This window comes from Daejeonella sp. (assembly GCF_030695525.1).
GTDB lineage: Bacteria > Bacteroidota > Bacteroidia > Sphingobacteriales > Sphingobacteriaceae > Daejeonella.
In genome coordinates this window covers 1-18,618 of record NZ_JAUYSS010000046.1, presented here as the reverse complement: position 1 = coordinate 18,618, position 18,618 = coordinate 1, and the positions used below count along the sequence as shown (strand labels likewise).

Genomic DNA, 18,618 nt, shown 5'->3' with positions numbered 1-18,618 from the left:
CATGGGAATAAAAAATTTTAACAGAAGACAATTTGTAACTGCGGCATCATTAGGCTCGCTGGCTGCATTCAGCTCAATTACTCCGGCAATCGCAAATGATATAAATTCAGCTCCGGAGTATGCCAAAAAAGAAAAACCTACCTGGAAAAAAATAGGCAATGCTATTTACGGGGCTAAGGCAGATGAAGGCGGACCTATTGGTGGTGGTAAAGGGTATACAAAAATCATTACAAGTGGCGATTACACTGTCGACAGCCTCGAATCACTGATTGATGCCCTTGGCAAAGTAAAATCAGGGCAGGTTGTTTTTATTCCTGGCGATTTGATTATCGACATGACGACCTTCATTTATATTGATAAAATCATGCTAAAAATCCCCGGCGGAGTAACTCTGGCGAGCGACAGAGGACATAATGGTTCAGCAGGTGCACAAATTACAAGTGATAGTCTGGATACCCCGGGAATGATCTCTATTGAAGGTCCGGGTGTACGGCTTAGCGGTATCAGGCTGCAGGGACCAAATTCAAAACGTTACCTCGACCATCATAAAAGATCTTTTGGTCCGGGAGGCCCGGGTCATACCTATTACTATAAATTTCCTACTTCAAGAGGAATCATCACCAAATTTGGAAACCTGGAGATAGATAATTGTGAGATTTCGGCTTTCGCCAATGCAGGTGTCAGTTTACAAAAAGGCACAGGAAGTCATATTCATCATAATCTGATTCATAAATGCCAGTATAACGGACTTGGTTATGGTGTAAGTCATGATGAAGCCAGCTCGCTGATTGAGTTCAATCAGTTCAATGAGAACCGTCATTCATTAGCCGGAACAGGCAGGCCTGGCTGTGGGTATATTGCACGTCATAATGTGGAATTAGGAATTTCGCTCAGCCATAACTTTGATATGCACGGAGGCCGCGATCGTAAAGACAATACAACAATCGCCGGTACAACCATGGAAATGTACAACAATACCTTTTTGGGGCCACAAAGAGCGGTAGTTATCCGGGGAGTTCCGCAGGACAAATGTGATGTGCACCATAACTGGATGCCGACCCATAAAGATGCGGCATCAGCGGTAAGGGCTGAGGAAAAAACGTATACCACAAATAACCTTTATGCAGATGGAAAGGTTTCCTGATTTGCTTTAAAATAAAATGAAAGCTCTTTCAAAACATGAAGGAGCTTTTTTATTCCAGCATTCGCCGGAAATTAAATAATTACTAAATTGATTTTTTGCAAAGCCTGACTAATGAGAACAAAATATATGCACTTCCTATTAAGGGTATCAATAGTACTATTGATTGTCCTGTTAAGTACCTTTTCTTCAGCACAAGAGAAAAAGAAGCTCTTAATCGTCACTTTCGGTAATTCCACAACAGCACCAAGAAAAGGAATTGAGAAGGTTTATGCAGTTCGTATACATGAAGACCTGAATGAAGCCGGGATAGCAAATAACGTAATTAATTCAGGTGTTGGAAGCAATCACAGCGGATCGGTGAAGGATAATGATAGTCCTAAAATCGAACATGCGATGGACAGGTTTGAAAAAGCTGTATTAAGCCATCACCCTGATTGGGTAACTCTTAATTTTGGTCTCAATGATGCTTATCAGGATAAGGGAGAAGGCAGCGCATCTCGCATTCCCCTGGAAGCCTATATTGCCAATCTGAATCATTTCATTACTGAGATCAAAAAAATCAATGGCAGAGTCATACTTCTGACCCCGAATCCGCTTAGCTCTAAACTGGAACCATTCAGGCATAAGCGCCTGAAACTTTACAGGAATGCGGTAATCAAACTGGCAAAATCAGAGCGTGTTGAGCTGATCAATTCCTGGAAAGTATTTGGAAAATATGCCAGAAAAGACCCTGCCGGAATGGAGGGGCTATTACCGGACGGCACCCATCCGATGGATACCGGGCACCGGCTTATTGCTGATGAAATAGTGAAAATCATTAAAAAAAGGAACCGCTAAATTTAGAGGCGGAACATCTTTTTAGCATTATTGTACAGGATTTTTCGCTCAATGGCTTTACTCGCTGAGAGTTTTTTGATTGCTTCAATAGTTCCAGCACCCTGGCAAGCCGGGCCGTGACCTGCATAGTCATCGCAATCACTGCCATACAACAGTTTGTCCTGATGCTTACTTAAAAATGCACGTGCATGATCTTCATCCCTTGTCATGGAACTCAGTCCGGAGCCTCCTGAAATGTCACCATACATATTTGCATAATCGCTCATTAATCGATCAGTTAAGCCACCCGGTGTTACCTTGCCCCGGGGATATAAAATATTCTGATCAGGATGGTTCTTATCGATATTGGCCCAGAAGGTTTGTGAATGTCCTAAAAAATTCACTTCAGGAAACTTTTCGAGCATTTTATGGAAACGCTCAAAGCCACGGTTATACATATTGTATTGCCAGTGCATCAATACAGGCACATCATATTCCTGAGCTAACTGATAGATCTTTTGCATTTCTGGGGAATCGCAATCCACATTGAATTTTAACTCCCCAATCATTTTTGCACCCAATTTCAGGTACTTTTCAATTTCAGGAATCGCCCCGGGAAAATCAGGCACCTCACAGGCCCCGAAAAGCATTTCGGGAGCACGGTCTTTCGCATATTGATAACATACCTCATTCCCTCCTGCTTTGACCTGAAGGCCATTACTTACTCCATAATGTGTCGAGCCATAATTCAATGGCCTACCACCGGGCAGGAGAATCGTAGTAGTAATCCCCATCATCCGCTGATGTGCGAGCATTTTATCCTGTGTTCTCCCGGCATAATCGGTATGCTGGTGAATATCAATGATCGGTTCAGCAGGCTGTAGTACAGCTCCATTGAGTCTCAAACTATAGCCCGCGAGCAGCAAACCTGTTCCTGCTATAAAATGGCGGCGTTTGATTGTATTTTTTGTTTCCATAATAACGTTTACGTACCCAATTTACATAATGTATGTCAAACTCGAAAATTTTAAGACTTGCGAAATCACTTAGCCGAGCGGAAAGTAGATTTCGTCAGTCGCTTGCTAAAAGGGTGACTGACGAATTTATCTTGCAAGGCGCCTAAGTAAATTCGTAAGTCTGAATCCTAAGACTTACGAAATCCCCTAAACAAATTAGCCCGTCATTTCGAACACGCGAGCAATATTCTTCTATTTCCAACAATTAAAATGCGTGGAGAAATCTGTTCCAATTTGCATTGCCTTGAATTTGAGAATTATCCTAAAGGCAACAGTATTGCTCCAAGCAACAGATTTCTCGGTCGTACCTGCCCGTCCGGTCAGGCGGGCCTCCCTCGAAAATGACGGTCAATGTGAAGTGTTATTGCGAGTAATACCACATTCCGTCCTCCCCTCAGTCACCTCTATTTTACAGACAAATACCATAGATTAATCAAATCTTATTTAACTTTAAATCTTCAAATAAAACTATGAAAGCAGTAAAAGCATATGCCGCCCAAAGTGCGGAAAGTCCACTGGCACCCTGGCAATTAGACCGCCGTGAACCCGGTGCAGACGATGTTGAAATCGAGATCCTTTTCTGTGGTGTTTGTCACTCAGACATACATACCGCGAGAAACGAATGGAGAGGTACAGTTTACCCGGCCGTTCCCGGTCATGAGATCGTTGGAAAAGTAACCCGTGTAGGTGATTCAGTTAAACGCTTCAAAGCTGGCGACACTGTTGGTGTAGGTTGCTTTGTCGACTCCTGCGGACATTGCAGTAATTGCAATGACTATCTGGAACAGTATTGCGAAAACGGACATACCCAAACCTATAACTCCTTAACACAGGACAAAAAATCGATTACCCTTGGCGGATATTCTACTCATATCGTGGTTAGGGAACGATTTGTTCTGAATGTATCCGATAAACTCCCATTGGAAAACGTTGCCCCCCTGCTTTGTGCCGGAATTACAACCTACTCTCCCATCAAACACTGGAATGTAAAAAAGGGCGATAAACTGGCGGTTCTTGGTCTTGGTGGATTAGGGCACATGGCTGTTAAAATAGCCTCATCAATGGGTGCTGAAGTTACAGTGTTGAGTCGTTCAAAAAGCAAAGAAAAGGATGCTAAACGTCTGGGTGCGACACATTTTAAACTTACATCAGATCCTGAAGTAATGAAATCACTCGCCTCAAGCTTCAATTTCATCATTGATACAGTTTCTGCAGATCATGATTATAATGAATACCTGGCACTCTTGCGTTCAAACGGAGTAATGATTCTTCTGGGGGCACCACCAAATCCTGCGGATGTATCTGCCTTTCAACTGATAGGTGGCCGCCGGAGTCTTGTTGGATCTCTGGTCGGGGGCACCAAAGAAACTCAGGAAATGCTGGATTACTGTGCCGAACACAATATTACATCAGACATCGAACTGATTAATATTGACCAGATCAATGAAGCCTATGAACGCACACTCAAGGGAGATGTTCACTATCGATTTGTGATTGACATGAAATCATTGAAATAAGGCATGATTAATGCAGATATTTAATTAATTTGTAAAATTATCTTAAAAAAACCATTAAAATGACAAAGAAATTCCATGTTTTTGCTGTAAGTACAGCAATAATTTTTACTTCTTACAGCAATAATGCCAATGCATTTGCAAAATATCGCCCTATTCAGGACACTACAAAAGCACCTGTTGAGAAATTAGCTCCAAACAATAATTATTCCCCTGCATTCGCAGGTCAAACCAGAATTGCAGGAATAAAAACCAAAACTGCATTGGATATAAAAATACTTGCAGAAGGATTGAAAAGACCCTGGGGAATTACCATTTTACCTGACGGACGTCTTCTGATTACCGAAAAAATCGGTGCCATGAAAATTATCACCACTGCAGGAAAAGTAAGTGAGCCCATCACAGGTTTGCCCGAAGTAAATTCAGGAGGTCAGGGAGGTTTACTTGGCTTAACCCTTGATCCGGCTTTTTCAAAAAACAGAATTGTCTATTGGGTGTTCTCTGAAAAAACCAGCACTGGTAACCTGACTGCTGTTGCGAAAGGAACTCTTTCTGCTGATGAGAAAAAGATGGAAAATGTTAGCGTCATTTACAGAGCTGATCCTGCACACCCAAGTATGGGACATTATGGAGGCAGAATCCTAGTGGACAAAACAGGCAATCTATTAGTTACCACCGGAGAACGTTCTTCATTGGAAACCAGACCACAGGCACAATATCTAACATCTGCGAATGGTAAAGTATTACGTATAACCAAAGATGGCAAACCTGCACCAGGCAACCCGGTATGGAGCGCTGGCGCAAAACCTGAAATTTATTCTTATGGTCACAGAAACGTTCAGAATCTTGCATTCCACCCGGTAACAGGTGACATCTGGACCGCTGAGTTTGGTCCTCTGGGCGGCGATGAACTAAATCTGGTAAAACCGGGCAAAGACTATGGCTGGCCAACAATCACCTATGGTATGGAATACAGTGGAGCCAAGGTAGGTGAAGGTTTATATCAAAAAGAAGGTATGGAACAACCTGTCTACTACTGGAATCCATCAATCTCTCCAAGCGGAATGTCTTTTTACACTGGCAACATGATTCCTGAATGGAAAAATAACCTGTTTATTGGGGCATTGAGTGGCAAACACATATTGAGATTGGTACTGAAAGACAATAAAGTTGTTGGAGAAGAAAGATTACTGGCTGATCAAAACCAGCGGTTCAGATCAACAATGACAGGAAAAGATGGAGCACTTTATGCGATTACTGATGAAGGTAGACTTTATAGAATAGCTAAAAAGTAAAAAGAATAGCGGCTCAGAAATAATCAGTACTAAACGGCAATTTTCTATTTGAAAATTGCCGTTTATCATTCAGGCCAAATCCAAGCACAGGTGCATTTAATTGTTGTGGCTGCGTTAACGATGGGAACGACATCATTTTTGGCTTTTTGAAGCCAAAAAGATACATTAGGTGGTCCTTTTGCCGGACTGCCCGTCCCAATGTAATACAAACCTGGGTAAAATAAACCTTGCCGGAGGAGGTAGCTTCCGGCTGGTAGTAATTTGAAAGAGAAGACGATTTCGTGCCGGAACTAACCGGAGGAAAGGGCTGAACCTACCTATAACACACAGGTATTGATTTCCAAAATCAAATCATTATGAGTCCAAAGCCTTATATGACCAATTAAAACCTTATCATTTCACTCGTCCTTATATCGAACTCAGGTTTAAATAAATATTCAAACTAGTTTTCTATCGCTGATTTTTACCTTTTCACCCTGCTTCTTTTAATTCATTATGTTCCAAACCTTAATTTTTAAAATAAAATTGAGCATATTTATTTTTCAATTGCATACACCGTTCATGAGAGCATTTACCCTTCTTTTCAAATCATTATTCCTTTGCTTAATTTTATTCCCTTTACTCACATTAGCCCAGGAGAATGATTTTGAAACATATACTCAGAGCCTTGAAGGAACAGATCTGAAATTTGATATGATCGCGATTCCGGGGGGAAGTTATACGATGGGCAGTCCGCTAACTGAAGCAGGGCGGCGCCCGGATGAAGGTCCGCAGCATCAGGTAAAGATCAGTCCTTTCTGGATCGGGAAACATGAAGTTACCTGGGACTTTTTTGAACCTTTCGTTTACAAAAACCAGGAAATAAGTCGCAGCAAAGCACCTCTTAAACAGCAGGTTGATGCCTTAACCCGTCCAACGAAACCCTATGTAGATATGACCTGGGGCATGGGGAAAGAAGGTTTCCCGGCGATAGGTATGACTCAGTACGCTGCAATACAATTCTGCAAATGGCTCTATGCAAGAACTGGTGAATTTTACCGGCTTCCAACAGAGGCTGAGTGGGAATATGCATGCAGGGCAGGAACCAGCGGTGCTTACTCATACCCTGAGGGATCAAAACTGGACGACTTCGCCTGGTACAAAGCAAATAGCGAGAATAAAACACATCCGGTAGGTGAAAAAAAGCCTAATCCATGGGGTTTGTATGATATGCATGGAAACGTTACCGAATGGACTTATGACCAGTACAAGCCTGATAGTTATTCTAAATTCGCCGGTACAATCGCTCAGGATCCGGTAGTTCCTTTTGAGACTTTATATCCAAATTCTGTCCGCGGAGGATCATATGAAGACTCTGCCACAGATTTGCGCTCGGCAAGCCGCAGGGGATCAGTAGCTGAGTGGAAGCAAATAGACCCCCAGATCCCAAAAAGTAACTGGTGGTTAACCGGAGGTACATTTGTTGGGATACGCGTGGTGCGGCCACTTATAAAACCTTCAAAGGAAGAAATTGAAGCATACTACAATCGTGAACCCATAGCTGACTTTTAATTCAAATTATTCATAACATGAAGAACGAAATTTTTGAAACTAAACAAAGGAGGAGTTTTCTAAAAACCTCAGCCATCCTTACAGGTGGTGCATTACTAAGTGGAATTCCTCTGGCAGGCGCCTATGCAAGCGGCTCTGACGTCATTAAAATTGCCCTGATTGGCAGCGGTAGCCGCGGAACAGGAGCTGCATTCCAGGCATTGAGTACGAAGTTCAACCTAAAACTTGTAGCCATGGCTGATGCTTTTCCCGATAAACTTGACAAAAGCTACCAGGCCCTTCTGACAAAATTCGGCGCTGAGAAAATCAGTGTACCTGATGATAAAAAGTTTGTTGGCTTCGAAGGTTATATCGCAGCAATGCAGGATGCTGATGTAGTGATGCTTTGTACGCCTCCGGGATTCAGACCTGCTCATTTTGCCGAAGCAGTAAAGCAGAATAAACAAATCTTCATGGAAAAACCGGTTGCCACTGATTCGCCGGGAATCCGAAGTGTATTGGCGACTGCTGAAGAAGCTAAGCGTAAAAAGTTGAATGTGGTGGTTGGCCTTCAGCGTCATTACCAAAAAAATTACCGTGAAATCATTGACAGAGTACATCAGGGAGGAATCGGAGATGTGTTATCCGGACAGGTATACTGGAATAGCGGCGGGGTATGGGTAAATCCACGTCAGCCAAACCAAACTGAAATGGAATATCAAATGAGAAACTGGTATTATTTCAACTGGCTATGCGGTGATCATATCGTTGAACAGCATGTTCATAACATCGACGTAGCCAACTGGGTGAAAAATAAATATCCCGTTTCAGCCTATGGAGCTGGTGGTCGCTTTTTAAGGACCGGAAAAGATTATGGAGAAATTTATGACAGCCACTCTGTTGAATTTGTATACGACGATGGCAGCGTAATCTCCAGCCAATGCCGGCATTATACCGGAGGTGCAAACAGGATTGATGAATCATTTCAGGGTACTAAAGGCAAGATTTATCTCGATTCGAGTAACAAGGGGAATATTTGGGATCATAAAGGCAAGGTGCTGTTAAATTATGAAGGAAAGGGCGATGCCAATCCATATCAGACTGAACATGATGAACTATTTGCAGCTATCACTGCCAATCAGTTCAAATTTTCGGATGCTGAAAATGCTGCAAAAAGTACAATGACGGCAATTCTGGGACGTTACGCCTCCTATTCCGGCAATGTGGTTAAATGGGATGAGGCACTGAATTCGGAAATCAGCCTGATGCCTAAACGCCTTGCCTGGGATGCTCTTCCAAAAGTTTTACCAAATTTTGATGGCACCTATCCCTATGCTATTCCGGGAATAACAAAAGTAGTCTGAGAAGCTTAAAAAATAAAAACGATGAAACGAAGTGAATTCATAAAAAGCAGCCTGATGCTCGGTTTAGGTGCTACTGCAGGTAGTTCAGTCCTTGCTGCGGGTATTTCTTCCGGTAAAAAGGCAGAAAAAACTTTCAATTTAGATTATGCACCGCATGCTGGCATGTTTGCTGCACATGCCGGAAATAATTTTATTGATCAGATTAAATTCATGCATGATCAGGGTTTTAGAAGCATTGAGGACAATGGTTTAATGAAGCGTCCGCTAGCTTTACAGGAAGAAATAGGCAATACCCTGGCTAAGCTTAACATGACCATGGGAGTATTTGTTGTCGATAAAGGCGGAAACGGTGCTAATACCCTCGCAGCAGGCAAAAAAGAACACATCGACATCTTTTTAAACGGATGCCGTCAGGCTGTGGACGTGGCCAAGCGGGTAAACGCGAAATGGGCAACGGTAGTCCCGGGTGATTTTGAGCGCTCCCTTCCCATTGGCATACAAACCGGAAATGTGATCGAAGCATTAAGACGCGGTGCCGAAATTCTGGAGCCGCATGGATTGATCATGGTACTTGAACCGCTCAGTGATACCCCTGACCTGTTCCTGCGCCATTCCGACCAGACCCATCTGATTTGTAAAGGTGTAAATAGTCCTTCCTGTAAAATCCTGTATGATATTTACCATATGCAGAAAAATGAAGGCAATCTGATCACAAACATGGAGAAATGCTGGGATGAAATCGCGTACATTCAGATCGGCGATAATCCGGGAAGAAAAGAACCCGGAACCGGTGAAATCAATTATCGGAATGTTTTCAAATACATTGATGGTAAAGGCTTTAAGGGAGTCCTTGGAATGGAACATGGAAATGCAATGCCGGGTAAAGAAGGAGAGCTGGCACTGATCAAAGCTTATCGGGAAGCTGATAAGTTTAAATAATCTGATTTGGATTTTAAATCTTAAAGGGTAAGATATAGAGAGGCTTTTCCTTTATGCTGCTAAGGTTTTATTAATTGAAAAACAGCTATTCTGCAATATTTAATGGTAGCCCCGCTTTGCGCTCATACTACACAAGCCTTAAACACAGGCCGGTATCCGCTACAATCGGGTTTAAGAACCAAAGCCATTACAAAAAAACCTAATCAGTCCCAATTAAAAATGGACTTATGATTTGAAAATTCTGATGAACCTGTCCCGCATTGAGGGACAGGCTCATTTACTATAAGAAGAAAGCTTACAATCAATCTACTTTTATGATAGTTCCCTGAATCGACCTCGTTCCGCTATCCTTATTGAAATAATAAACTACCAGAACCCGCTTTTTATCCAACTGAACCGGCCAGGTATAGCCAATATCCCCACTCCCAGCATCCTCCCGCAGAATAATCTCAGGAGCTGTTTTAAAGTCAGTACACTCTTCATTCAAAATCCGGGCACGGATGCCAAAAGGCTTATGCCGGTAACCATAGGTAATCAGCACCCGTTTATCCGGAAGGCGGAGGGCATTTAAAGGATGTCCTTGAAATCCCATTCCCTCCCATTTGCTAAAAGTTTTGCCACCGTCAGTGGAACGGGCTATGCAGGCCTGATCTTCAAAGCCTGCAGTCCTGAGGAATGCGAGAATATCCCCTTTGGGAGTTTCATAAACCGAGGTCTCATTGAAAGAAATTTTATCGTCAACAGCCACAGGAGCCGAATAGCTCCAGGTCTGACCCTTATCATCCGAATTAATCAGATGAACAGAAGTTTTACCGGGGGCATGACTTGCTGCCACCGCCCAGAAAATTCTTCCGCTCTTGCCTTCATACAGCGCACCACGGTTGTAAGCAGGGACAGGATCACCCATCGGATTAATATTTATCTCAGGCTGAATATGAGGTGGATAGATTGGATGCTCCCAGCTCTCTCCGCCATCTTTTGAACGTAGCAGATAACCTCCTAAAAATACAGCCCCTCCTGCCAGAAAATGAGGCTTTTTGAGCTTTGACATGCCATCGGGTCTGACAAAGGCCCATCCATAACTTGTACACAATAAAGTGCCGTCTCGCAGTTGAAGCAAACAAGGATCCTGAGATCCGCCAAATGGGTGTGCATAAATCAGTTCCGGATTTTTCGTCCAGTTCTCCCCATCTTTTGACCTCAGTGAAACAAGGTAACTGTTAGGATCAACATGATTAGTATGGCTTTCCCCAAATACCTTTCGATCGGGTGCACGTCTGAAAGCCAAGAAAAATTCTCCATTAGGACGGTTTACAATGGATGGAAATGAGGAATAGAACTGAGGGTCTTCATAAATCATGATGTCCTTGATCTTCTGAACTCCGGGGATGCTGTCCTTCCTGAGTGCCTGATCCTGAAAATTCGCTATGCTATTGTTGACGAAACCCAGGGCAAAAACACAAATTACAAATGCCGTCAATAATCTTAATTTTTTCATAAAAAAGGATTGGAAAAGAGAACTATCTCCACCAGCCATTTTGAGGAGACACGATTTGTTCAGAGAACAAATTAATAAAAAGAAAGAGGAAATGTTTGTTGAACTTTCTTTAAGGACAAATTTTTTTCAAGAGCGCTAAGTTCCTTCTCTTCGTTCAGGATGACAGGCTGGAAGGCTCCTTAGAAGAAATAAGGTGCCAAATCCCGAAAGCTGCCCTTCAGCAGTTGAGGGAACTCAGTGATTTTAGATCAAATATTGATTCATAAGCACGAACTTCCTCGCTGCGTTCAGGATGATAGGCTGGAAGGTTGCTAAACAAATCAATAATCCCCCATCCCCAAAACTCATCATTCTACTTATTGAAATCATTTATGATTATATCGGTTTGCTTCTATCCCCTAAAATACTGATATTCAGAAAAAGATTGCAAATCTGATTCATACCTAAACTTACATCTATGGCAATTCATACCCAAATTTCATTCAAACAGTTTAACCAAAAATCGCTGAGGTTTACACTAATCATTCTCCTGGGAACTTTTCTTATTTCCTGCGGCAAATCAGGCTTTGATAATTTATCTGTTAAAGGCCTGAAAGAACCTGTTGAAATTATCCGGGATGAGTGGGGAGTGAATCATATTTATGCAAAAAATCAGCATGATCTGTTCTTTGCCCAAGGCTATGCCGCAGCCAAAGACCGTCTGTTTCAATTCGAAATTTGGAGAAGACAGGCTACCGGGACCGTCGCAGAGATTCTTGGCGAAAGGGAAATCAAACGGGATATTGGTTCCCGTCTATTTAAATTCAGAGGGGATATGAAACAGGAAATGAATCATTATCATCAGGATGGTGAAGAGATCATTACTGCCTATAGCGAGGGCGTGAATGCCTACATTGAAGAAATCCTTAAAACACCCGAAAAACTGCCCATAGAATTCAAACTCTTAAACATAAAACCCGGCAAATGGACACCTGAAGTAGTGATATCCAGGCATCAGGGTTTATTGGGAAATATTGGAGTAGAATTAAAGACTGGCCGTGCCGTAGCCCGGCTGGGATCTGAAAAAGTGAAGGAGCTTTCGTCATTTCATCCACAGGATCCTGATATAGATCTTGATCCTGCGATCAATAAGGAATTATTATTTGATGATATCCTGGAATTGTATGATGCTTTTCGGGCGACCGTAAAATTTGAACCGGAAGATGTTCAGGCGGAGTATCGCGGAGATAAGAAACTGACCGCCAGTCTGGATATGCTACCTGCTGATGAATCAAAAGAAGATAAACTTTCGATTGGCAGTAATAACTGGGTAGTGGGAGCCAATAAAATGGCAGATGGAGCTGCTTTCATGGCCAATGATCCACATCGTACGATTTCTGTTCCATCACTTCGTTACATGAGTCACCTGGTTGCACCGGGATGGAATGTAGTGGGTGGCGGAGAGCCGGAAATTCCAGGTATCTCAATAGGTCATAATGAATACGTTGCATGGGGTTTAACCATTTTCGGCACCGATAGTGAGGATCTGTATGTTTATGAGCTCAATCCCAAAAATCTCCGCCAATACCAATACCAGGGGAAATGGGAGGATATGAAAGTCATTCAGGAAACAATTAAAGTAAAAGGGAAGTCTGATAAACCAGTTGATTTGCTTTATACCCGTCATGGCCCGGTAAGCTATGTCGACAGTCTGAATAAAAAGGCCTATGCAGTTCGCTGCGGATGGCTGGAACCGGGTGCAGCGCCTTATCTGGCATCTTTGAGAATGGATCAGGCCAAAACCTGGGAAGAATTCCGTGAAGCCTGCTCTTACAGTCACATTCCAAGTCTGAATATGGTTTGGGCTGATAAACAAGGAAATATTGGCTGGCAGGTTGTTGGTTATCAGCCAATTAGACAAAAATCTAGCGGCCTGGTTCCTGTCCCGGGAGATGGTCGATATGAATGGGAAGGCCGTTTGCCAATTAAGGAACGTCCGAATACCTTTAATCCGGAAAAAGGCTTTTTTGCAACCGCTAACCAGAATCTGACCCCTGAGAATTTCAATCGCTGGGATGCAACGGGATTCGCCTGGGCAGATCCCTACCGCGGAAACCGCATTAATGAGGTCTTAGGCACGGATAAAAAATTAACAATGGATGATATGAAAGCCCTGCAGGTTGATTATCTGTCTATCCCGGCCAGAACAATCACTCCCCTGCTGAATAATTTATCCTTAACCGGAAAAGAGGCAGATGCCAGAGAACAACTCAAGGGCTGGGATTTTAAACTCAATCCGAACTCCATTGAAGCTGCAATCTATGTTTCCTGGGAGAATCAAATCAAATCAAAAGCAAGCGAACGATTTATTCCGGAATCAGTCAAAGGTCTGATCAGTCTGCAGACCAAGAAAATAATCGACTGGATCATGAGTCCGGATAAAAAATTCGGTTCAGATCCTATTGCCGGCCGCGATCGCTTTTTAGCTGAAACCTTTAGCGCCGGATTAAAAGACCTTGAAGAAAAGCTGGGCCCCGACAAGAGCAAATGGCAGTACGGACAGGAAAAATATAAACACAGCTATATGGCTCATGCATTGGGGCATCTCGTAAAGGACAGTATAAAAGCCGGCTTAGACCTCGGCCCCCTGCCCCGCGGCGGTTACGGGGATACTCCGGGTTCAACCAGCGGAAATTTACGCCAGAGTGCAGGCGCATCTTTCCGGATTATTGTCAATACCGGCGATTGGGATGCCGCAGTTGCGACCAATGGCCCGGGGCAATCGGGTGATCCTGCGAGTCCCTTTTACAGAAACCTTTTTGAGCCATGGACCAAAGATCAGCATTTCCCGATCTATTATTCCAGAGATAAGATTGAGCAGGTAAGCGTAAGTAAGACACTGCTGAAGCCTGAATAATCCACTCTAGACCAGCTTCAAAGGACAAGCTCTCAGACCCTGAGCTTGTCCTTTTTGCATGAAATTAATGTCATTTACTGCCATATGCTTAATTTGCGTCCTGAAAAATTAAATAACCTATGGATATCCTACAAAATGTCAATTTACTAAAGATAGATCTTGAAAATTTACCAAAACCGGGCGGTTCTTATACCGCAGTCAATAACCGCGGCAATATTGCTTATGTTGCAATTCAGTTTCCGATAAAGAATGGTCAGCTTCAACATGCCGGCCGTTTGGGTGATCAGATCAGCACAGAACAGGGTTATGAAGCTGCGGGCATCTGTGCAAGGAATATCATCGGACAGATCCAAAAATTCATTGGATTTGAAAATGTTGAAGGCCTTAATCATCTGGATATTTATTTTCAAAATACGGAAAACTGGAATGATGGTCCGGCAGTTGCCAACGGAGCTTCTGATCTCTTTAATGAGGTACTCGGAGAGGCCGGAAAACATACCCGCACAATAATCGGGGTGCATTCACTTTCAAGAAATTCCTGCATTTCAATAACCAGTTCGTTCACTTTAAAATCGAAATAGTGTCCGCATCCTATACAGAACAAACACTAAGTCTCGGGGCTCTATGAATCAGTTTATTCTGCAAAATATAAAGGCCTTTGAAATGATCGGGGTCATCATGCGAATTTTCAGCTTTACCCTCGTTAGCTGGCTAGGTCCCGATAGCCCATTCCTTTTTGTATGGGTTTTCAATACCTTGGATGCCATTCTGCTTTCCTGGTGTGCTATTCTTAAAAAAGACCGAGCCTACACCCTGTTAAATGTGTTCTGGATTCTTGTTGGGATTATTGGAATTTTGAGAGCCATTGGCTACATTTAGTTTAACCTGATATAGACCTGATAAATAGCTTGTTTAGGAATTGAACAATTAAAAGAACATGAAAAATTTAATTATTGCAGGCATTTTGTTCCTTTTAGCTTCCTGCGGACAAAATGCCGAATTACAAGGACCGGATGATCAGGTCAGATTTGTGAATTACGTAAAATCAATCCGGGATGCTGTAAATGTCTCAGAACAGGATAAAGCCAATCGGAGTATTCTGCTCGACAATGGGGTAATTTCTACAAAAGCCTATATCAAAGACAGTCTGTCACTAAAATTTGATTTCTGGCAGGCAACAGTAGTTGAGATTATCGAAAAACCGGCTTCTATTGAAATTAATTTCAGTATTATTCTGGATCCTTCAAATAAATCCGCCCAGAAATCAATTATTTTTAACTGTATTCTTGATAATAGCAAAAAGGAGATGATTCAGGGATTTAAAACGGGTGATCATGTAAAAATCAGTGGAAATTTTATTGAAAAAGAGGGATTTATTGACATAGACAATTACAGTAATTATAAGTTTTCAAAGAATGTGTTTGATAATCCGGAATTCAAGATTGAGTTAGGGAGTATTGAGTAATGGGTATTGAGTATTGAGTAATGGGTATTGAGTATTGGGTATTGAGTACAGATAATATTACTCAGCGGTATGTCATCCCTGCCTGCCGGCAGGCAAGGCCGACGCTTAGGGAACTTAGAAATTGAATTGAGAGTGGAGAGTTGGTAGGGAAATAGCTAAGTGTTTGAAATGAACCAACTAATTACTGACAACAGGCAACTGACAACTGACAACTGACAACTAAATTATATACATGGGAAGCGATAAAGTTAAAAATTTATCAAGGTTAAGTTTTTTAAAGAACACCGGTATAGTTGCAGCGGGGCTAACTTTTCTGCCGGATATGTTGAGTGCTGAATTGAAGGATAGTCTATTGGGCAGGCAAATGACCGGGGATGGGATCTTAGATTACCAGATCATTATTCCGGCCCAGGCGAACGCAATTGAAAAGGAAGCGGCTCTGGCTTTGCAGAAGTATTTATCGAAATTATCGGTTAAGACGGTTCCCGTTTCAGAAGAAGGGAAATCAGTAGTTAAGAACGGTATTTACCTTGGTGAAACAGAGTATGCGAAAGCCGGACAAATCAATTTTACCCAACTACCTGAAGCCGGTTTTATCCGCAAAGTGGAAGGAAACAATATTATCATAGCCGGTGGTGCGAAAAGAGGTTTACTTTTTGGAGTTTTTGATCTGCTTGAGGGATTGGGTTTCAGGAAATATTCACCGGAGATTGCGACTAGTCCAAAAGCTAAGACTTTCCATCCGCCCCGGGCTGAAAAGCTTGTGGAGCCGAAAATCAAATACAGAACTACCTCATACAGCCAGATGGCTGATCAGGAGTATTCAGACTGGCATAAACTTTCGTCGAGGGATGACTGGGGATTATTCGTACATACCTTCAATACGCTGGTCCCGCAACAGGAATATGCCAAAACCCATCCCGAATATTATTCATTGATCGATGGTGTAAGACGGCCGGGAACCCAGTTATGTTTGTCGAATCCAGAAGTGTTAAGACTTCTTGTTGCCAGTCTTAAAAACAAAATTAAGGAAAAGCCGACTGCCAGTTATTGGTCGGTTAGCCAGGACGATAATGACAGGTATTGCCAATGTGCTGGCTGTAAAGCATTGAATGAGAAATACGGCAATGTTCCAAGTGGTTCGATTATTTATTTTGTAAATCAGGTCGCACGCGAAATTCCTGATAAGATCATTTCAACCCTGGCATACTGGTATTCGCGCAAGGCTCCAAAAAATATCGAAATTGAGCCCAATGTGAATATTATGCTTTGCAATATTGAAAGTTCAAGACAGGCTCCGGTTTATGTCACAGACCCTGCTTTTTCCCAGGACCTGAAAGATTGGGGTGCACTCTCAAAAGATATCATCATATGGGATTATAATATACAGTTCACCAATTATATTTCCCCTTTCCCAAATCTGCACACCTTAAAACCCAATATTAAATTCTACACAGATAATCGCGTGAATGCTTTGTTCATGCAGGCAAACAACGAAGCAGCAGCCGAAATGGCCCTGCTCCGCTCCTACCTGATCAGCAAATTAATGTGGGATCCGGATGCTGATGATAAAGCCATTATCAATGAATTCCTCAACGGATATTTCGAAGCGGCAGCTCCCTTTATCCGGCAGTATATTGAAAGCATGCAGGAATCACTCGTAAAAAGCGGCATGGTGCTGAGTATTTTCGGAGATCCTATCCACGCTAAAAATACCTATTTGTCGGCAGCAATGATGCAGCAATACAAGCAGCTTTTCGACAAAGCTGAAAATGCCGTAGCTTCAACCCCTGAATTATTAAAGCGCGTCAAAACTGCCCGCCTCCCCCTCATGTATGCCGAAATACAGATTGGCCGGACAGAAATCAATACAGAGCGAAGCATGTTCCGAAAAGACAGCAATGAGCGGGTTTTACCTAAACCTGAATTTAAAAACCTGGTCAATAATTTTGCGGATGGCTGTACCCTGAATAAAGTCAAACTGGTGCGGGAAAGAAGCGGAACACCTGAACATTATCGTACATCCTACATGCGGGTATTCAACAATATGGAAGGAATCAGCACTGCTATATCATTCCGGAAAAAGATCATCCCTGTCAGCAAAGCGAACCCTAAATCAAAAGCTTTAGAGAGCCTGACAGATGGCATTTTTGCCTCTTATGAATCCTGGCAGGAAGCCGATCAGAACTGGGTTTATTGTACCGCCGAACACATGGGTTTTATTCTTGATCTGGGAGAAGTCATGCCTGTAAATTCTGTAAACATGGATTTCCTGAACCCGCAGGCACAACCCGACTGGCATTTGTTTGCTCTACCAAAACATGTAATCTATTCCCTTTCTTCGGATGGTAAAGAATACAGCGAAGACATCACAATCAGCAACCCTCACAATCCCAACCCGCTTGAAAACCCGGGAATCATTAAAATCTCATACCTGCCCTTTCTGGCAGAACTAACAGCAGACACGAGAGCCCGTTACATTAAAGTCCATGCAGAAAGTTTACTTAAAACTCCATCCTGGCATATCCGTTCTGGGCAACCGCTTTCTATTTATACTGATCAGATTGTGGTGAAGTAAGGGGGAGATGATTACTTAATATCGGGTTAAATTTAGGAGGTACCACAATTAATCTTCTGTCCGTAAGGTTTCCATCGGTTACCATAATTGATTGTCCGGTATACAGTATTTAGCTGTTGTAAAGTTTCAGAGCAGCGCCTCCGGATTATCGAATGATAAAGAGCCCCGCCTACGCTATTGTCTGAACCATGATTCAGATGATATATTTGATTATTATGAATCATGACAATCAAGCTAATCAAAAAAATCATAGTTCAGACAAAATTCTAACACCCCTGTCCGTAGCGTTCAGCGCAGCGGATCTACGGATTAGTCAATAAAAAAGAGTCTTCAGACTCGTTTCTAAATTATTCCCTTGTGCCTCGTCCTGAAATAGCTTAGTTTATCCCGCACATGGCCGCGGAGGCCTAGTCCTTTTTCTTCAGGTGGCTGTTGCACAACTCACAATGGTTGATAACTATAATTTTTAAAGAAAGTTGATTTTGTGGAAATTAGTTCATGCAAGGCAAGAAAAAATATCAGGAAAAGCTCTTCTTAAATTTCCAGCTTTCATCCGCTGTTCC

At 42.5% G+C, this 18,618-nt stretch carries 14 protein-coding genes; 12 read left to right on the top strand and 2 right to left on the bottom strand.

Features of this window, described 5'->3' with window-relative positions:
* Nucleotide 1 precedes the first annotated feature (1 nt).
* Both Q8S11_RS09815 and Q8S11_RS09810 read left to right on the top strand, forming a co-directional pair.
* Nucleotides 2-1,144 (top strand): right-handed parallel beta-helix repeat-containing protein, encoded by a 1,143-nt coding sequence (locus Q8S11_RS09815; protein ID WP_305661917.1) that lies wholly within the window; start codon nt 2-4, stop codon nt 1,142-1,144.
* A gap of 126 nt (nt 1,145-1,270) precedes the next feature.
* Nucleotides 1,271-1,981, top strand: a complete 711-nt coding sequence (locus Q8S11_RS09810) for a GDSL-type esterase/lipase family protein (RefSeq protein WP_305661916.1) — start codon at nt 1,271-1,273, stop codon at nt 1,979-1,981.
* Nucleotides 1,982-1,983: 2 nt separating this feature from the next.
* Here Q8S11_RS09810 and Q8S11_RS09805 read toward each other — a convergent pair whose 3' ends face one another.
* A complete protein-coding gene (locus tag Q8S11_RS09805; protein ID WP_305661915.1) occupies nt 1,984-2,937 on the bottom strand; it encodes an amidohydrolase family protein in 954 nt (317 codons plus the stop codon).
* Nucleotides 2,938-3,446: 509 nt separating this feature from the next.
* On the opposite strand from Q8S11_RS09805, the gene Q8S11_RS09800 reads away from it, so the two are divergent.
* The 5 genes from Q8S11_RS09800 to Q8S11_RS09780 all read left to right on the top strand — a co-directional run bounded on the left by Q8S11_RS09800 (nt 3,447) and on the right by Q8S11_RS09780 (nt 9,618).
* Nucleotides 3,447-4,493, top strand: coding sequence for an NAD(P)-dependent alcohol dehydrogenase (locus Q8S11_RS09800; RefSeq protein WP_305661914.1), 1,047 nt, complete (start codon nt 3,447-3,449; stop codon nt 4,491-4,493).
* Nucleotides 4,494-4,552: 59 nt separating this feature from the next.
* Nucleotides 4,553-5,785: a PQQ-dependent sugar dehydrogenase gene (locus Q8S11_RS09795; RefSeq protein WP_305661913.1), complete on the top strand. Its 1,233-nt coding sequence runs from the start codon at nt 4,553-4,555 to the stop codon at nt 5,783-5,785.
* A gap of 561 nt (nt 5,786-6,346) precedes the next feature.
* On the top strand, nt 6,347-7,336 hold the full coding sequence (locus tag Q8S11_RS09790; RefSeq protein ID WP_305661912.1) for an SUMF1/EgtB/PvdO family nonheme iron enzyme: 990 nt from the start codon (nt 6,347-6,349) through the stop codon (nt 7,334-7,336).
* 17 nt (nt 7,337-7,353) lie between these two features.
* A complete protein-coding gene (locus Q8S11_RS09785) occupies nt 7,354-8,679 on the top strand; it encodes a Gfo/Idh/MocA family protein (RefSeq protein ID WP_305661911.1) in 1,326 nt (441 codons plus the stop codon).
* Between the two features lie 21 nt (nt 8,680-8,700).
* Nucleotides 8,701-9,618, top strand: a complete 918-nt coding sequence (locus tag Q8S11_RS09780) for a hydroxypyruvate isomerase family protein (RefSeq protein ID WP_305661910.1) — start codon at nt 8,701-8,703, stop codon at nt 9,616-9,618.
* Between the two features lie 301 nt (nt 9,619-9,919).
* Here the strand turns inward: Q8S11_RS09780 and Q8S11_RS09775 are convergent, their stop codons facing one another.
* The gene (locus Q8S11_RS09775) at nt 9,920-11,116 is read right to left on the bottom strand and encodes a sialidase family protein (RefSeq protein ID WP_305661909.1); all 1,197 of its coding nucleotides are present in this window, start codon (nt 11,114-11,116) and stop codon (nt 9,920-9,922) included.
* Nucleotides 11,117-11,573: 457 nt separating this feature from the next.
* Between Q8S11_RS09775 and Q8S11_RS09770 the strand changes: the two genes are divergently transcribed.
* From Q8S11_RS09770 to Q8S11_RS09750, 5 genes are all read left to right on the top strand, one after another.
* On the top strand, nt 11,574-14,012 hold the full coding sequence (locus tag Q8S11_RS09770; RefSeq protein WP_305661908.1) for a penicillin acylase family protein: 2,439 nt from the start codon (nt 11,574-11,576) through the stop codon (nt 14,010-14,012).
* Nucleotides 14,013-14,131: 119 nt separating this feature from the next.
* Complete coding sequence (locus tag Q8S11_RS09765) at nt 14,132-14,593, top strand: RidA family protein (protein ID WP_305661907.1); 462 nt, start codon at nt 14,132-14,134, stop codon at nt 14,591-14,593.
* Nucleotides 14,594-14,636: 43 nt separating this feature from the next.
* Nucleotides 14,637-14,891: a hypothetical protein gene (locus Q8S11_RS09760; protein ID WP_305661906.1), complete on the top strand. Its 255-nt coding sequence runs from the start codon at nt 14,637-14,639 to the stop codon at nt 14,889-14,891.
* 58 nt (nt 14,892-14,949) lie between these two features.
* Nucleotides 14,950-15,477, top strand: coding sequence for a hypothetical protein (locus tag Q8S11_RS09755; protein ID WP_305661905.1), 528 nt, complete (start codon nt 14,950-14,952; stop codon nt 15,475-15,477).
* A gap of 232 nt (nt 15,478-15,709) precedes the next feature.
* Entirely contained in the window at nt 15,710-18,055 is a 2,346-nt protein-coding gene (locus tag Q8S11_RS09750; RefSeq protein ID WP_305661904.1) for a DUF4838 domain-containing protein, read from the top strand.
* Nucleotides 18,056-18,618: the final 563 nt, after the last annotated feature.

Excerpts from the sequence above, each read along its gene's own strand:
- Q8S11_RS09780 (WP_305661910.1), top strand. The coding sequence starts at position 8,701 with ATGAAACGAAGTGAATTCATAAAAAGCAGCCTGATGCTCGGTTTAGGT.
- Q8S11_RS09800 (WP_305661914.1), top strand. The coding sequence starts at position 3,447 with ATGAAAGCAGTAAAAGCATATGCCGCCCAAAGTGCGGAAAGTCCACTG.
- Q8S11_RS09755 (WP_305661905.1), top strand. The coding sequence starts at position 14,950 with ATGAAAAATTTAATTATTGCAGGCATTTTGTTCCTTTTAGCTTCCTGC.
- Q8S11_RS09750 (WP_305661904.1), top strand. The coding sequence starts at position 15,710 with ATGGGAAGCGATAAAGTTAAAAATTTATCAAGGTTAAGTTTTTTAAAG.
- Q8S11_RS09770 (WP_305661908.1), top strand. The coding sequence starts at position 11,574 with ATGGCAATTCATACCCAAATTTCATTCAAACAGTTTAACCAAAAATCG.
- Q8S11_RS09785 (WP_305661911.1), top strand. The coding sequence starts at position 7,354 with ATGAAGAACGAAATTTTTGAAACTAAACAAAGGAGGAGTTTTCTAAAA.
- Q8S11_RS09790 (WP_305661912.1), top strand. The coding sequence starts at position 6,347 with ATGAGAGCATTTACCCTTCTTTTCAAATCATTATTCCTTTGCTTAATT.
- Q8S11_RS09815 (WP_305661917.1), top strand. The coding sequence starts at position 2 with ATGGGAATAAAAAATTTTAACAGAAGACAATTTGTAACTGCGGCATCA.
- Q8S11_RS09805 (WP_305661915.1), bottom strand. The coding sequence starts at position 2,937 with ATGGAAACAAAAAATACAATCAAACGCCGCCATTTTATAGCAGGAACA.
- Q8S11_RS09810 (WP_305661916.1), top strand. The coding sequence starts at position 1,271 with ATGCACTTCCTATTAAGGGTATCAATAGTACTATTGATTGTCCTGTTA.
- Q8S11_RS09765 (WP_305661907.1), top strand. The coding sequence starts at position 14,132 with ATGGATATCCTACAAAATGTCAATTTACTAAAGATAGATCTTGAAAAT.
- Q8S11_RS09760 (WP_305661906.1), top strand. The coding sequence starts at position 14,637 with ATGAATCAGTTTATTCTGCAAAATATAAAGGCCTTTGAAATGATCGGG.
- Q8S11_RS09795 (WP_305661913.1), top strand. The coding sequence starts at position 4,553 with ATGACAAAGAAATTCCATGTTTTTGCTGTAAGTACAGCAATAATTTTT.
- Q8S11_RS09775 (WP_305661909.1), bottom strand. The coding sequence starts at position 11,116 with ATGAAAAAATTAAGATTATTGACGGCATTTGTAATTTGTGTTTTTGCC.